General features: G+C 30.6%; 12 protein-coding genes. 4 read left to right on the forward strand and 8 right to left on the reverse strand.

What is annotated here, in order from left to right; all coding sequences use genetic code 11:
- The first annotated feature begins 135 nt into the window (after positions 1 to 135).
- Positions 136 to 1,386, forward strand: coding sequence for an ABC transporter permease (locus tag FIA58_RS13465; protein WP_140963000.1), 1,251 nt, complete (start codon positions 136 to 138; stop codon positions 1,384 to 1,386).
- Positions 1,387 to 1,446: 60 nt separating this feature from the next.
- Here the strand turns inward: FIA58_RS13465 and FIA58_RS13470 are convergent, their stop codons facing one another.
- The 3 genes from FIA58_RS13470 to lepA all read right to left on the reverse strand — a co-directional run bounded on the left by FIA58_RS13470 (position 1,447) and on the right by lepA (position 9,272).
- Positions 1,447 to 5,616, reverse strand: a complete 4,170-nt coding sequence (locus tag FIA58_RS13470) for a T9SS type B sorting domain-containing protein (RefSeq protein ID WP_165928924.1) — start codon at positions 5,614 to 5,616, stop codon at positions 1,447 to 1,449.
- Between the two features lie 286 nt (positions 5,617 to 5,902).
- A complete protein-coding gene (locus FIA58_RS13475) occupies positions 5,903 to 7,384 on the reverse strand; it encodes a pentapeptide repeat-containing protein (RefSeq protein WP_140963002.1) in 1,482 nt (493 codons plus the stop codon).
- 91 nt (positions 7,385 to 7,475) lie between these two features.
- Entirely contained in the window at positions 7,476 to 9,272 is a 1,797-nt protein-coding gene (gene lepA / locus FIA58_RS13480) for a translation elongation factor 4 (RefSeq protein ID WP_140963003.1), read from the reverse strand.
- Positions 9,273 to 9,419: 147 nt separating this feature from the next.
- Between lepA and dusB the strand changes: the two genes are divergently transcribed.
- The 3 genes from dusB to FIA58_RS13495 all read left to right on the forward strand — a co-directional run bounded on the left by dusB (position 9,420) and on the right by FIA58_RS13495 (position 11,719).
- On the forward strand, positions 9,420 to 10,415 hold the full coding sequence (dusB, locus tag FIA58_RS13485) for a tRNA dihydrouridine synthase DusB (protein WP_140963004.1): 996 nt from the start codon (positions 9,420 to 9,422) through the stop codon (positions 10,413 to 10,415).
- A gap of 538 nt (positions 10,416 to 10,953) precedes the next feature.
- On the forward strand, positions 10,954 to 11,292 hold the full coding sequence (locus tag FIA58_RS13490; RefSeq protein WP_140963005.1) for a roadblock/LC7 domain-containing protein: 339 nt from the start codon (positions 10,954 to 10,956) through the stop codon (positions 11,290 to 11,292).
- Between the two features lie 52 nt (positions 11,293 to 11,344).
- Entirely contained in the window at positions 11,345 to 11,719 is a 375-nt protein-coding gene (locus FIA58_RS13495) for a hypothetical protein (RefSeq protein ID WP_140963006.1), read from the forward strand.
- Positions 11,720 to 11,873: 154 nt separating this feature from the next.
- Here FIA58_RS13495 and FIA58_RS13500 read toward each other — a convergent pair whose 3' ends face one another.
- The 5 genes from FIA58_RS13500 to mvaD form a co-directional block, all read right to left on the reverse strand.
- Entirely contained in the window at positions 11,874 to 12,233 is a 360-nt protein-coding gene (locus tag FIA58_RS13500; protein WP_140963007.1) for a nuclear transport factor 2 family protein, read from the reverse strand.
- A 54-nt stretch (positions 12,234 to 12,287) separates the two neighbouring features.
- Positions 12,288 to 13,181, reverse strand: coding sequence for a pseudouridine synthase (locus tag FIA58_RS13505; protein ID WP_140963008.1), 894 nt, complete (start codon positions 13,179 to 13,181; stop codon positions 12,288 to 12,290).
- 87 nt (positions 13,182 to 13,268) lie between these two features.
- The gene (locus tag FIA58_RS13510; RefSeq protein ID WP_140963009.1) at positions 13,269 to 14,216 is read right to left on the reverse strand and encodes a geranylgeranylglycerol-phosphate geranylgeranyltransferase; all 948 of its coding nucleotides are present in this window, start codon (positions 14,214 to 14,216) and stop codon (positions 13,269 to 13,271) included.
- A 54-nt stretch (positions 14,217 to 14,270) separates the two neighbouring features.
- Complete coding sequence (locus tag FIA58_RS13515; RefSeq protein ID WP_140963010.1) at positions 14,271 to 15,209, reverse strand: mevalonate kinase family protein; 939 nt, start codon at positions 15,207 to 15,209, stop codon at positions 14,271 to 14,273.
- 35 nt (positions 15,210 to 15,244) lie between these two features.
- Entirely contained in the window at positions 15,245 to 16,321 is a 1,077-nt protein-coding gene (mvaD, locus tag FIA58_RS13520; RefSeq protein WP_140963011.1) for a diphosphomevalonate decarboxylase, read from the reverse strand.
- Positions 16,322 to 16,327: the final 6 nt, after the last annotated feature.

Here is a 16,327-nt window from a genome sequence, read left to right on the forward strand (position 1 = left end):
TCTTACTCCCAATCAAAGGTTAATCAAAGGTTAGGATACTAGGAACAAATAGTATGAAAACCAAAATAATCTTTCTTCCTATATTTTGTAACATTTTTTACATTCGCTCTACTAATAAGATAATCAAACTGTATTATGTTATTATATCTTCGATTACTAAAGGAAAGTTTAAGTTTTGCGCTCAATGCATTGCGAAATAACAAATTACGAACCCTATTGTCTCTTCTTGGAGTTACTATAGGTATTTTTTCTATAATAGCTGTTTTAGCAGCTGTAGATTCTATGGATAAAAAAATTAAAGAAGATTTAAGTGATATGGATTTAAATACCGTTTACTTAATTCGTTTTTCTTTTGGTCCTTCAGAGGTACCTAGATGGAAAAGAGAGCAATTCCCAGATGTAACTTATGAGGAATATGAATACATCAGGCGTTCAGTGAATAATATTGATAAGATGTCTTTTAATCTTTTTACACGAAATGAAAATATTAAATATGAAGACAAAACGGTCAATTCCATTCGTGTAAAACCTTCAACAAATGAGTTTATAGATATTGAGCCTATAAAAGTACAGTCGGGTCGTTTTTTTAATGAATCTGAATCTAATTCTGGTGCTCCAGTAATTGTAATTGGTAGTGAGGTTGCAACAGGTCTTTTTGGAGATTTAGATCCTTTGGGTAAAAAGATCAGATTATATGGGCAAAAATTAACGGTTATAGGAGTGTTAAAAAAACAAGGGCAATCTACTTTTGGAGATAGTGGGGATGTGGCTGTTTTTTTTCCAGTTAATTTTTTAAGAAGAATGTATGGAGATAATAATAAAACGATAACACCTGCTATATTAATCAAACCCGAAAAAGGAATTGATATGGAGGAGTTTAAAGCGGAATTAACCCAGAAATTGCGTACTTTTAGAAGTATTAAGCCTGGAGAAATTAATAATTTTTTTATTAATGTGTTATCGGGCTTTACAGACTTTATTGATAATATTATTGGTCAGATGAATATGGTGGGTTGGGGAATAAGTTTCTTTTCACTTTTAGTAGGAGGTTTTGGAATAGCAAATATTATGTTTGTCTCTGTAAAAGAAAGAACTAATCTTATAGGTATCCAAAAGGCATTAGGGGCAAAAAATAAATTTATACTGTTTCAGTTTTTATTTGAAGCTGTTATTTTATCTTTAATAGGTGGTGTAGTAGGAATGCTTCTCGTTTGGCTATGTTCTTTGGGACTTAGTGCAGCCTTAGATTTTGATTTTGTATTAAGTACACAAAATTTATTAATAGGTAGTGGTTTAGCTACATTTATAGGTTTAGTTTCGGGTATTATTCCTGCGATTTCAGCATCTAAATTAGACCCTGTTGAAGCTATAAGAACAGGAATGTAATTCGGTAAGTTCATAATAATAAAAAGAAACGCTTGGATATCCAAGCGTTTCTTTTTATTATTACCTCTTCATAGTAAAGTGAGCTTTAAATGTTCTGCTTTGATCTTTGTATTTGTAATCTAGAATAAACCAATAATCGGTGGAAGGTAGAGCTGTTCCATTATAGGTTCCGTCCCAACCAATTCCGTTTGGAGATATTTGTTTGATTAATTTACCATAGCGATCAAAAATAGAAATTAAGGCATCTGGATTGTCTTTTAAATCAAAAATATTCCATCTGTCATTGTAACCATCACCATTAGGAGTAAAGAATTTAGGATATTTAATAACGGTGAATGTTACTGTGCTGTCTCCACAATTTCCATATATGTCATTAATAGTTATAGTGTGATCTCCAGAACTTACATCAGTAAAAATGTTACTTTCTTGAGATGATCCATCGTCTAATTGATATTCATAAGTTCCAAGTCCATTTATGATATTTACTGTTGCAATGGCAACTTCTTCAAAAGTGTCGGTTACAATTACTTCAGCTACAGCTGTACTGGATTGTGTAACCTCAACTGTTGTAGGGTTGTAAGAACAATCAGGTGCGTTTTCTGGAGTTAATTTAATAGGAATTACATCATAAGTTCCAATTTCATCAGCGGTATATTGAAAGCCAGTTCCCATAAGTGTTCCGTTCAAATACCATTCTATATTGTAATTATTGATGTTAAGGTTACTGTCTTGGACTACTTCTAAAACCGTTGTTTGCTCTACTACATTAGTTTCTGGATTAATACAAATAATTCCATCTTCGACAGAAAAAACGGCTCTTGGATAAACTGTAAACTGAAAATGAGTCTCGTTATTACAATTTACGTTATTAGTAGCTTCTGCATATACCCAAATATCATAAGTTTGACTAGGTGATAATGCGTCTACTGAAAAAGTATAATCATTAGGGTTGATTAAATCAGCAGGATTTCCTCCAGGTTGACTGAAATAATTAATGTTGTAAGTTGTTTGGATAAGTGTAGGTAAGGTAAATTCACCACAATAATTAGTTCCGTCAATAGCTGAAAAATCAATTGAATATGTACTTAAATCGGGTGTTTGTGAAATAGTTACTGTGAAACTTTTTTCTTCCGTACAAGGGAAACGATCTCCATTACTAGCAAATACATATATGGTTTGCGTAGTAGTGATTGTATAATCACTTGTGTTGATTAAATCAGCTGGATTTCCACCAGGTTGTGAATAATAATTGATAGAATAATTATCAGGAAATGGTGGATTATGTGTAAGGGTTTCTAAAGTGAAAGAATCACAATTCGCGATATCATTATAATCTGGTAGTCCAATGTAATTGTAATAAACGGTAAAAGGGATATCTTGGAAACAACCTGTATTTGGGTTAATGTTGTGAATATAAAAGGTTTGTGTTTCATCAAACACCATTGTGTTGTTTACTAAAGTTCCAGTAGCGTTTGGTCCCGTGTAGTAAACCCCATCTATTGGAGTTGTTAGTGAATAAGAAGTGCAATAGTACAAATCTCCAACGGTGTCAACTGTTGGTAACGGATTAATGGTTATAGTAAACGAACTTTCGTTATCACAGCCTGCAGAATTTGCAGGAGTATAAACATAATAAGTTCCTGGAGCATAATTATTACCTGTCAAATCAATCCTATCTCCAGTATTTAACATGGTTCCTGCTCCATTAGGTTCAGTAAAATAATTTCCATTGGTTAGTGCGGGTAAAATATAATAATCACATGTGATGACATCATTTGGACTATCTACAGGAGGAACTGGTAATATGGTTACGTCAAAAGACATGTTATCTGTACAGTTTGGAGCTGTACTGGTATTAGCATAGATATATATAGTTTGCGAATTTGTAATAGCTGTTTGAGCAGGAATAATTGTTCCTGTACCTGTCGGACCTGTGTAATAATTACCTGCGTCTAAAAGAGGTAAAATGTAGCTGCCACAAGCTGTTTGATTACCTACATTATTAATAATATAAATAGTAAAAGTTGTGCTATCACTACAGCCGTTTACATCTGGTCCGTTTGTTATAGTTATTGTTTGTGTAGTTGTAATAGCATCACCTATATTTAGGGGGTTCCCTTGTTCGTTAAAATAACTTCCATTAGTTAAAGGTTGTAAGTTGTAACTCACACATGTTGTGACATCGTTTAAAGAATCTACTGGAGGTAATGGGTGAATGATTAAGGGAAAGGCTTCTTCTTTGCAAAATGTTCCATTTACTTCGGCATAATAATATATGGTTTGATCTGTAGTAATTATAGTTCCAGAAGGAATAAGCACATTATTAGTATTGGCTGGTCCACCAGCTTGTTCATAAAAGTCTCCCACAATAGGATTAGGAATAATAAATTGTCCACAATGTTCAAGTGGAATTTCATATTCATCAATAAGTGTAATTTGGAAACTAGATTGGTTAGTACAACTATTATTGTCTGGTCCATTAAAAATATAATAAACTCCACCAGCGTCGATTACATCACCAGCGTTATAAGAAGTTCCAGTACCGTCAGGTCCAGAAAAATAATTTCCATTTGTAATGCTAGGTAATGTGTAATTATGGCATTCGATTACATCGGTAATTGTATCAACAATAGGTAAAGGGTTTATGATAATGTCAAAATTACTAATAGCAAAACACTGTGGATTTGTAATGGATTCAATTCTAACCCATACAGTTTGTGTTGATGCTCCAGAGGCTACTGGGTAATTGGTTGGGTTTGTATAATTTCCAGTTCCTCCAGTTTGTGCTTCGTTTTGAGAAGGGTAGAAGTAAAAGCTGTAATTTGTTGAAAGTTGAGGGTTGTTTAGTAAGGTTTGATTTACTAAATCTATTGTTTGACCAGAAGGAGAATCGCAATTTTCAAAATTGTCGATTGTGTTAACAGTTATTGGTGCGCTAACTAATAAATCAAATGGATAAATTGCATCACAAAAACTAGAGGTGTTTGTGTTGAATAAAGCCAAGTAGATTGTTTCATTGCCAGGACTCGAATAATTGGTGATTTGTGCTTGAGGGATAGAATTTGTATTTGAACTAGCATTGGCTAATGAGGTATAGTAAAATACATCATAAATGGTATCATCTATGCCTAAAGTTGTTTCGTTATTTTGTGTTAAATCATAGTTGTAATTTGTACTTCCGTTATTACAAGCAGTTAGATTTAGTGGGCTATTTACAGACAGATCGTAAAAAACTATTTGATCTGTAATTACACAATTAGTATTAGGTTTTGTTAAAGTAACTTCATACAAACCACTTTGGGTAACTGTCAAGGTATTGCTGGTTTCTGATAAAGGGCCTCCGTTTAATGTCCAATTATGGATGAATTCCACATCACTTAAACCTGAAGTTATGGTTCTGCTGTCTCCACTACAGATATTAGAATCTGGACCTAAGTCGATTGTAGTTATGAAGCTGCCAGAAGCTAAAAACACTGCAGAATCATATCTGTAATCTTGATAATCTCCTATAACTAAACGAATTCGATAGGAATTGTTTGGAGTTACTGAAGAAGAAGCATTCATAACGGTTGTGAAACCTCTCATATTTACGGTTGATGCACTAGGATTGTTTACATTGTAGGTACTAAATAAACCTGCATTTGCAGAAGTACAATTACCGTTGTAAGCTTGGTCTCTTATGTTTAATACCGATACAGGAGTAGTTGTAGTAGGAATTACGGCTAAATTAGTAGTTGTATTAGTCGTTAAATCTGTTAGGAAAAAGGCAAAAGTGTCAAAAGAGGCACATTGCCATTGTCCGTATTCATTAGAAGCAAATAAGAAATCAAAACTAAAATTTGATGACAGAGGTACAAAGTCAAATTGTAGGAAAGCCACATCGGTTATGTTTCCAGATTGACCTGTGCTGTTTACTATGTTTTGTAAACCAGGATCTCCAGTGCTGTTTACTTGGCTGTCAAGGTCGCTTCCTGTGTAAGGACCTTCAGAATGTTTAGCAATACCACTTCTAATAATGATACCTTCATTAATTGGAAATGCGGAACCATTGTTGTTAAATGAAGCAACGGATTGACTTGATGAAATAATAACATTAGAAACATCTGTACAAGAGTTTCCTAATAGTAAATCGACTAGTTGACTAGGTGAATTACTGGTATCGTCAACCGTTATAGATTGCGAATAGCATAACATTGGCAATAGCCAAAATAAAATTAGTAGTTTTTTCATTATGATATCTTTGGGGGTGAAAATCATTTTGATGGGTGTAAAATTAAGTATTTTTTTAGTATAAGAAGGTTTTTATTTTAAAAAAGAATTAACATTTGTGTTTTGAAGTTAATTAAGTAACGTGTTGATAATCTTTTTACTAGAACAAATAGTGGTTGTTTATGTGGGCTTTTAAAGGCTGATTTTGATAGTTGAATTAGGTTTTTTTAATGGAGTTGTGAATAGTAGAGAAAAGTAATAAATTTAATTATTGGTTTTGTTGAAACCTAAAATGATGATAGAAAAGTTATACTTTAAATTTTCTGAAAGATTGTATCATTTCATAAATCCCAAAAGCAATAAAAATTTTCCCAAAAATAAAAGGAATCCAGCTCCAAAAACTTTTTATATAAGTTCTTCCTTCTTCTAATGGACTATAGAAATCTGTAATTAAGAAAAAACGAATATATCCTTTTGCAAAATCTTGCCAGTTTCCTATATCGAATGAGTTATTATAATTTTCAGAAATAAAGAAAATGGAAAAGAAAAATAAAGCAATTAAAAGTGTGAAAATTAAAGCTTTTGTCCAACTGTTACCAAAATCTGTTGATAATTTAGTCATATAAAGAATTGATTTATCCATGAAGTTATTTTTCCAGCTTAACTCTTTAAAATAAGTTGCCATTTCATAACTTTTAAATCGATTATAGTCTATTCTATTTTCTGTTTTTTGTAGTTCTTGTTTTATTGTTCGTATAGTTATTTTCCAATATCTAATTTGATTTGATTGCAGGTAAGAATTGTTAAGTAATGAATTAATTTGTGTATAATCAAAATAAGCAACATTATCGAATTTTACTTGTATAAAGAATAATTTATTTAATTTTGAGTTATTAAATGAGGTCGTTTTTTTGAATGAACATTGTGAGAAGTTTAAAATATTTAAAACACAATCATTAAAATATGTTACTCCATTAAAGTCACAATCTGAAAAAAGTAAGATTCCATCTTCATGGTTTTTCAAGTTACTAAAATCGGCTCGTGAATTAAAATGACATGAAATAAATTCAGATAACTTAATGAATTGAGAATTAGTAAAGCTTACATTTTCAAAATAATTATTTAAAAAAAGGGGATGTCCTTTATTTGGTTCAATTTCATTCTTATTATTAATTAAAACATTATTATAGAAAAATACATTTCTAAAACTAACTTTTTTATCAAATCTATTGTTTGTAAAATTTGCAAAGGAAAGTTGGCAATCATTGAATTTCCATTCTATGTAGTCATCACTTATAGCTTTATCTGTAATATTATAAATAAAAGAGAATGAACCATTGATTTGTTTGATTTTTTCTATTCTTAAATTTTTAAAAATACATTTTCTAATTGATATATCTCCATTTAATTTATAAATTGGATTTTCTGAAAAACCATTAATAAAACTAAATGTATCAAATTCACAAAAATCATTACCAAGTGTACGGATGTCTATTTTTGTAATTTTTTTAATATCAAAAAACATTAAGTTTTTTATTTTACAATTGTAGAAATTAATTTCGCAATTGAATTCGCAATGTTGAAAACTTATTGATAAATTTTTATTGTTTAAACCTTGGAAAACCAACTCATTTTTATTGAAAATGCAATCTTTAAAGTGAATTAAGTTGGTGGTAATTAATGATTCATCAATAATGTTTTCTTCTTTAAAAAAATCAAATGTATATCCAATAATAGATTTCCCAGAGTTTATTAATTCAAGAAAATTTTGTCTTTCGTCTGCTGTCATTATGAATCATTTAAAAAAGTAAATTTAAACAAAAAACCCAATAACGAAAGTTATTGGGTTTTTCTTTATTCTATTCTCAATGTTCTCTATATTAATCATTCAACTTCAAAACAGCCATGAATGCTTCCTGTGGAATTTCTACATTTCCTACCTGGCGCATGCGTTTTTTACCTTTTTTCTGTTTTTCTAATAATTTTCTTTTACGAGAAATATCACCACCATAACATTTGGCAGTTACGTCTTTACGTAGAGCTTTTATTGTTTCACGGGCAATAATTTTAGCACCAATTGCGGCTTGAATTGGAATGTCAAATTGTTGTCTTGGAATTAATTCACGTAATTTTTCACACATTTTTTTACCAATGTAATAAGCATTGTCTTCATGAATTAAAGCTGATAAAGCGTCTACAGACTGTGCATTTAATAAAACATCTAGTTTTACTAATTTTGAAGTACGCATCCCAATAGGATGATAATCAAACGAAGCGTATCCCTTAGAAACGGTTTTTAATCTATCGTAAAAATCAAAAACTATCTCTGCTAAAGGCATGTCAAAGTTCAATTCAACACGTTCAGTAGTTAAGTAAGTTTGATTAGTAATAACACCTCTCTTTTCGATACATAGGCTCATTACATTTCCTACAAAATCAGATTTAGTAATGATGGTTGCTTTGATATAAGGTTCTTCAACCCGATCTAATTTAGAAGGTTCTGGTAAATCAGATGGGTTGTTAACAGTGATAGCTGTGTCAGGTTCTTTTTTGGTGTAAGCCAAATACGAAACGTTAGGAACAGTTGTGATCACAGTCATGTCAAACTCACGCTCTAAACGCTCTTGGATGATTTCTAAGTGTAACATTCCTAAGAATCCACAACGGAAACCAAAACCTAAGGCAGCCGAACTTTCTGGTGCAAAAACTAAAGAAGCATCGTTTAGTTGTAATTTTTCCATAGAAGCTCTTAAGTCTTCAAAGTCTTCCGTGTCTACTGGATAAATTCCAGCGAAAACCATTGGCTTTACGTTTTCGAAACCAGTAATCATATTGGTAGTAGGTGTTTTCGCATCGGTAATAGTATCACCTACTTTTACTTCTTTGGCTTCTTTAATTCCAGAAACCAAATAACCAACATCTCCACTTGAAATTTTATTTTTAGGAACCTGATTTAATTTTAAAGTTCCAACTTCATCAGCAAAATATTCTTTTCCAGTAGCCATGAATTTAATTTTCTGACCTTTGGTTATTTCTCCATTAATAACTCGGAAAATAACTTCAATTCCTCTGAAAGGATTATAATGTGAATCGAAAATTAAAGCCTGTAAGGGTTCGTCAGGATTTCCTTTTGGAGCTGGTACTTTGTTGATAATAGCTTCTAGAATTTTATCTACTCCAAAACCAGTTTTACCAGAAGCATGAATAATATCTTCTAGTTTGCAACCTAACAAGTCAATAATATCATCACTTACTTCTTCAGGATTAGCACTTGGTAAATCAACTTTATTTAAAACAGGAATGATTTCTAAGTCATTTTCTAAAGCTAAATACAAATTAGATATCGTTTGTGCTTGAATGCTTTGGGCAGCATCTACAATTAGTAAAGCCCCTTCACAAGCTGCAATAGAACGAGAAACTTCATATGAGAAATCCACGTGACCAGGAGTGTCGATTAAATTTAGAATATATTCTTCCCCATTGTGGATATAATTCATTTGAATCGCATGACTTTTAATAGTGATTCCTCGCTCACGTTCTAAATCCATATTGTCTAGCAACTGCGCTTTTTCTTCTCTAGCTGTAACAGTTTGAGTAGCTCCCAATAATCGGTCAGCCAAAGTACTTTTACCATGGTCAATGTGCGCAATAATGCAAAAATTTCTTATGTTCTTCATCTTCTGATTCTATCAATTTTTCTAAAAAATACTTTCGTATTTAATCTGCAAATATAAAGTAAAGTTTTGACTTAAAAAGGACTAAAGTAGAAAGCTAGAAAGAGAAATAAAAAAAAGTAGTATTTTTGCAAAAAATATTTGAGTGATATGCCAAAAATAGGCAACATAGAATTACCAGAATTCCCACTTTTACTTGCACCTATGGAAGATGTGAGTGATCCTCCTTTTCGTCGTTTGTGTAAGTTGCATGGAGCCGATTTAATGTATTCCGAGTTTATTTCTTCGGAAGGACTAATTCGTGATGCTATGAAAAGTATGAAAAAACTGGATATTTTTGATTATGAAAGACCTGTTGGTATTCAAATATTTGGTGGTGATGAAGAAGCTATGTCTGAAAGCGCAAGAATTGTTGAAACGGTTCAGCCTGATTTAGTGGATATTAATTTTGGTTGTCCTGTAAAAAAAGTGGTTACAAAAGGAGCAGGAGCAGGAGTTTTAAAAGATGTAGATCTAATGATTCGTTTGACAAAAGCAGTTATTAAAGGAACTTCTTTGCCGGTTACTGTAAAAACTCGTTTGGGTTGGGATGAAAATTCCATTAATATAGACGAAGTTGCAGAGCGTTTACAAGATATAGGCGTTCAAGCTTTAACAGTTCATGCTAGAACAAGGGCTCAAATGTATAAAGGACATTCTGACTGGACGCATATTGCTCGTGTGAAAAATAATCCAAGAATTACTATGCCTATTTTTGGAAACGGTGACATTGATTCACCTGAAAAAGCATTGGAATATAAAAATAAATTTGGCTTAGATGGTATGATGATTGGTCGTGCTGCTATTGGTTATCCATGGATTTTTAATGAAATAAAGCATTTTTTTCAAACGGGAGAACATTTGCCATCACCAACAATGAAAGACCGTATTGAAGCTGCAAGAAATCATTTAATCTGGTCTGTGGAATGGAAAAATGAAAGAGTAGGAGTTGTAGAAATGCGTAGACATTATACCAATTATTTTAAAGGAATTCATAGTTTTAAAGAATACAAACAAAAATTAGTCACGACAGATGGTTTGCACCAATTGCTAGATGTTTTTACAGAAATTGAGGAAGTGTTTGGTGATTATCAGTTTACAGAATAGAAAAAGGTCAAACTTTAAAGTTTGGCTTTTTTTAACATAATATATACTCGAGAAAAGTCTTTTTTTTCTTCATTAATTTCTAAAGTTTCAGTTACTCACAATTTCTCTTCTTATTTCATTCCGCTTGGTTAAAAAAAGCAATTGAATACAATTCGTATTTGTTGGTAAGAATTTTTGTTAGGTAGTTTTCAAAGATTTCTTTTTGCTAAATACGCAACTCTTTTTCGATTCAACTCTTTTTTAAGCGATTAATTAATAATGGAATAATTTCAAATAATTATATTAACTGAAAATTTTCTTGAAAAGGCCTCTTTTTTTTGTTATTAGTCCATTTTCAGTAGAATATTTTCTAAATTCAACTAATCTTTTTTGTAAGTCTTTGTTTAGTTTTTTTAAGCTTTTTGTTTTCATGATTATAGTTTTTCTGTAATTAAATGGTGATAATTTAACTTTTTTATGAAGTAAATTTAGTATATTTTTGTTAAAACTCTAAATATATTTTAATAAAAATTTTAATACAAATAAAAACTAAATATTTATGAGCAGTAGACCAAATAAACAGGATTTGAAAAACATGATAACAGATACAGGAGTAGAAAATGTTCTTCTATTTGATATTGATGGAGACTTAATTGATTCAAGTGAATTTGAGTATGATGGAAATTACTCGGCTATGTCTGGAATGATTGCTACCATGTGTAAAGAAATTATTTTGGATCTCGAATATGGAGAAATGGACAAAATTACTATACATGCTGATAAAGGGCTTATAGTTATTAATAAGTTTAGCAAAGATTACTATTTAGCATCGTTTTCCAAGGATGGTTCTAAATTAGGATTGATAATGAAAACTATGGATACTATTATAAATAAATAACAAAGTCTTTAAAAGAAAAATTAAACATCATAAACTAAATAAACAAGAATATATGTCAGATTTTTTAACCACATTCGTAGACGATTTGAAATCAAATGTTTCAGGTTTTATTGCTGTTGCAGTAACTGAAGTAAAAACAGGAATGTCTTACAAATCGTTATCAGTAAATCAATCATTTGATCCAGAATTAGCTTCAGCTTATAATTTAGAAGTTGTAAAGGCAAAAATGACAGCTATTAAAGCACTCGGTCTTAAGGAGGATATTGAAGATATTATGATTACATTGACAAATCAAATTCATATCATTAGTATTTCAGAAAATGGAGAATATTTTGTCTATTTAGCTGTAGATAGTAGTAAGGCTAATTTAGGGATGAGTAGGGCTATTTTGAAAAGGTATAGTAAAGAAATTGCTTCAAAAATGTAAAAAAACTTAATTATTTTACTATAAAAAAACTTAGAAGTTGGAATCAACAACTTCTAAGTTTTTTTTATTTAATGTAAAAATTAAATTAGGTTTTTTTGAAAATGGCTTAAAAAACGACTTTTTTACGTCATTTTATACTTTCTTAATGTGTTTTTTATCCATGATATACTCGAGAAAAAATAATTTTCTCCTCTTTAATTTCTAAGACTTCAGCAACTAATAAATCTTCTTCATTTTTCACTTGACGAATGTATTCCATAAAAACTCTATCTGTATTAGCTGTTAGAGAAGTTACTTTGTAGTGTAATGTTGGTAGTTTTTCAAAGGCATCTTGCCACCATTTGTGCAATGCTTCTTTTCCCTCAATTATGCCATTGGTTTCAGGTTGACGAATTTTTAATTTAGGACTATAATGTTTGGCTTCATCGTCATATAATGCTAATAAATTTTCTAAATTTTTAGTATTAAAAGCTTCAAACCAGCGAATAGCTATTTGTTGTAATTGATTGGACATGTGTTTATGAAAAAAACCACGAATTTCAATGCTTTATTATTCGTGGTTTGTTGTTTATGAGTTTTTTAAATTGATGATTTCTTGTTCGGTAAGGAATCTCCAATTACCACGAGGTAAATTCTTTTTGGTTAAACCTGCAAAAGTTACACGGTCTAGCTTGATTACATTATATTTTAAATGTTCAAAAATCTTACGTACAATTTTTACATTAGCTGTTTTCATTTTGATGCCTATTTCGCTTTTTGGTTCATTTTCTATATAAGTTACTTCTTCTACATATACTCTATATTCATCAATGGTTATTCCAGAAGCAATTTTTTCTAAATCTTCGTATCTTAAGTTTTTATCTAAAGTTACTTGATATAGCTTGGAGGAACGTTGATTTGGTGTAGTGAATTTACGAGCCATATCAGTATCATTTGTAAATAATAATAAACCAGTAGTGGTTTTGTCCATTCTTCCAACTGGTAGGATTTTTGCCTTTGTAGCACCACGAACTAAATCTAAGACATTTCCATCTCCTTTTTCATCATCACCTACAGTAGAGAAATTTTTAGGCTTGTTTAGTAAAATATATTCTTTTTTCTCTGGTGAAATTGTAGAACCATCAAAAACAACTACATCGCTTAGTTTTACTTTATAACCCATTTCCGTAACTACAACTCCGTTAACTTTTACGTTGCCACTTTGGATATAAATATCAGCTTCTCTTCGGCTACACATGCCAGAATTTGAAATGTATTTATTCAAACGCATTTCATCTGGGTTTGATGTTGTTTTTGGAGTTTTAGGAGCTTTGTTCTCTTCTGCTTTTCCTGAAGGTTTAACTGAAAATTTGGAAGGTGTTTTTCTTATTGGAGCATTTCCTCTTGAGTTGCTTGACTTTTTAAAACCACCTTGTCTTCCTGAGCCTGGTCTACTTTTATCATTTCCTTGGTGACGTGACATATTCTATTGTATTTTTTGCAAAGATATAACTAATAAGTTGAATCGCATATTTTTATTATAAATTACAATTGGTTTGTTTATAAGAACTTAAATAAAAGTTGTAATAAAATCATCATAATGTTGTGATAATAATTTTTGTCCGCGTAAAAGGACTGATGGGTCTATTAATATGATGCAAAAAACACCAGCTACAATAATGAATTTTAATAGAAAATGTAATTTAAGAAAATCTGCTTTTTGTTTGGATTTCCAAAGTTGAATAAAAAAATAAAGCAATAAAAGTAAACTGAAATAAAAATAGATGTCCATGTAGCCTACATCATAGACGTCTGTTAAAAAATAGACAGGTATTAAAGTAGTTATTGTTAGTGTAGAAATGATTGTTTTAGCTGTCTTTTCATTAAATAAAACAGGTATTGTTTTGTATTCATTCACCAAATCTCCTTCAATGTTTTCTAGATCTTTAATCAGTTCACGAATTAATATAAGTAAAAACAAAAAGGTAGCATGAGCAAAAATTACATGGTAAAAATTTTTATAGTACATTAAAATACCAAAAAATGGTAAAACTGCTAATATTGCTGCTGTTAGGTTTCCTATTATAGGGTATTTTTTCAATTTATGGGAATAATACCAAATCAAAAAAATATAGCTAGAGAAAAACAAAACGGCTTTCCAAGAAATAAAACTAACAAGAGCTACTATAAAAAAATTAACTGCAAAATATACTTTTAATTTTGTGGATTGACTTACTAATCGGTCAATCATAGCTTTTCTAGGTCGGTTTATTAAGTCTTTTTTGGCATCATAGAAATTGTTGATAATGTAACCTGAAGCTATGGTTAATGAGGATGCTATGACTATTAAGAATAATTGCCAATCAAGTAAGATATCTAAAGCTCTTCTTTCTGGAGCTAAAATAAAAATTGAAGCTAAATATTGTGCCAAAGCTATTACCCAAATATTATAACCTCTAACAACAGAAAAGAAACTGAATATTTTGGTTAACAATAATTTGGATTTACGACTCAGCATTTTTTATCAAAAAATAGACATTTTTCTATAACAAAATTTCGAAATAAGATTCTTTTAAAAATTATAAACGATTTCTAATTTGTAGTCTTTCAGTGATGCTTTTGCTTTTTCAAGGTCTTCTGTAAAGCCAAGAATATAGCCACCACCACCTGAACCACATAATTTTAAATAATAATCGTTTGTTTCAATTCCATTTTGCCAAACTTTATGAAATTGTTCAGGAATCATAGGTTTAAAGTGGTTTAAAACTACTTTTGATAATTTTTTTGTATTAGCAAATAAAGATTTAATATCTCCATGTAAAAAATTTTCCACACAAGCATCTGTATGCTTTATAAATTGTGATTTAAGCATTTTTCTAAAACCATTATCTTTCAGGTTTTCCATGAAAATATTAACCATAGGAGCCGTTTCTCCTACAATACCAGAATCAATTAAGAAAACAGCTCCTTTGCCTTGTGTACTTTGACTAGGAATTCCTGTTGGTTCAATATTATCTTTTGAATTTATTAATATAGGTAAACTTAAATAGCTATTTAAAGGGTCTAAACCAGAACTTTTACCGTGAAAAAAAGATTCCATTTGTGCAAAAATTCCTTTAAGTTGTATTAGTTTGTCTCTAGTTAAATTTTCTAAAACAGTAATTTTATTAGAAGCATATTTGTCATAAATAGCAGCTACTAAAGCACCACTGCTTCCTACACCATAGCCTTGTGGAATACTTGAATCAAAATACATTCCTTTGGAAATGTCGTTTTGTAATGCTGTAATGTTAAAAGTAACTAATTCAGGATTATTAGATTGTAAATCATTTAAATAAACTGAAAACCGTAATAAACTTTCGTTGGATTTTATAGCTTCAGTAGAAGGATTTTCATCTGTTTTTAAAGCTCCTTTATAAAAATTATAAGGTATTGAAAGTCCTTTAGAGTCTTGGATGATTCCATATTCTCCAAAGAGTAATATTTTTGAGTAAAATAAGGGTCCTTTCATAGGTTTTTAATATTGGGTATAGTAAAGATACAAAATTAAATTGATTTTGAACCTGTGCCAATTTGGTCGCAAATATACTGACCATTTTGACAATAGCCAACTAATTCATTCTTAATAAATTCTAAAATTTTTTCTTTTACGTTTTCAGGGTATAAAACATGCACATTTGCACCTGCATCTAGTGTAAAACAAACTGGAATTTGGTTTTGATTTCTGTATTTCCAAATGGCATTGATGATTTCTAAAGTATTTGGTTTCATTAGTATGAAATAAGGCATTGATGTCATCATCATGGCATGTAAAGTCAGGGCTTCACTTTCTACTATTTTCATAAATTCTGAAATATTTCCTTCTTTTAAGGCAGCTTTTATTTTTAATAAATGATCATGCGCTTGTTCAAAACGTCTTTCGGCATAAGTATGATTGTGCATTAAATCGTGTCCAACTGTACTTGAAACTTGTTTTTCTCCTTTGTCAACTAGTAAAATAGTGTCTTGATAAGCTTTAAAATTAGCATGAACTTCAGAAAACTCGACTCCAAATAAATCTGAACTGTTTGTTATTTCAGCATGATTTCCCCAAACCACAACTTTTCCTTTTATACTTCTGCAAGCACTTCCGCTTCCTAAACGAGCAAGAAAAGACGCTTTTTGGTAAAAATAATCCTCAGAAATTGATGGGCTTAATTCTTTTTCCAAACTCATAATGTTCATAGCTAAAGCTGCCATTCCTGAAGCTGAAGACGCTATTCCTGAGCTATGAGGAAAAGTGTTTTTTGTATCTATGGTTAAGTGGTATTCTTTTAAATATGGACAATAAACATCAATACGTTCTAAGAATTTTTGAATTTTTGGTTTAAAATCTTCTTTTGGTTTACCTTCAAATAACAAATCAAATACAAAATCATTTTGGTCTTCTTTTTTTGCAAATGCAATGCTGGTAATGGTTTTACAGTTTTCTAAAGTGAAGCTAACTGAAGGATTAGCAGGTACTTGATTGTCTTTTTTTCCCCAATATTTTACTAATGCAATATTGCTAGGCGCAGACCATTGAAAATGAGCAAAATCTATGGATGTGTATTTAGAAGCGATAAAATCCTTTTCAGATAACATAATTGA

Origin of the sequence: Flavobacterium jejuense (genome assembly GCF_006491595.2) — a bacterium.
In the GTDB taxonomy this organism is placed as follows: Bacteria; Bacteroidota; Bacteroidia; order Flavobacteriales; family Flavobacteriaceae; genus Flavobacterium; species Flavobacterium jejuense.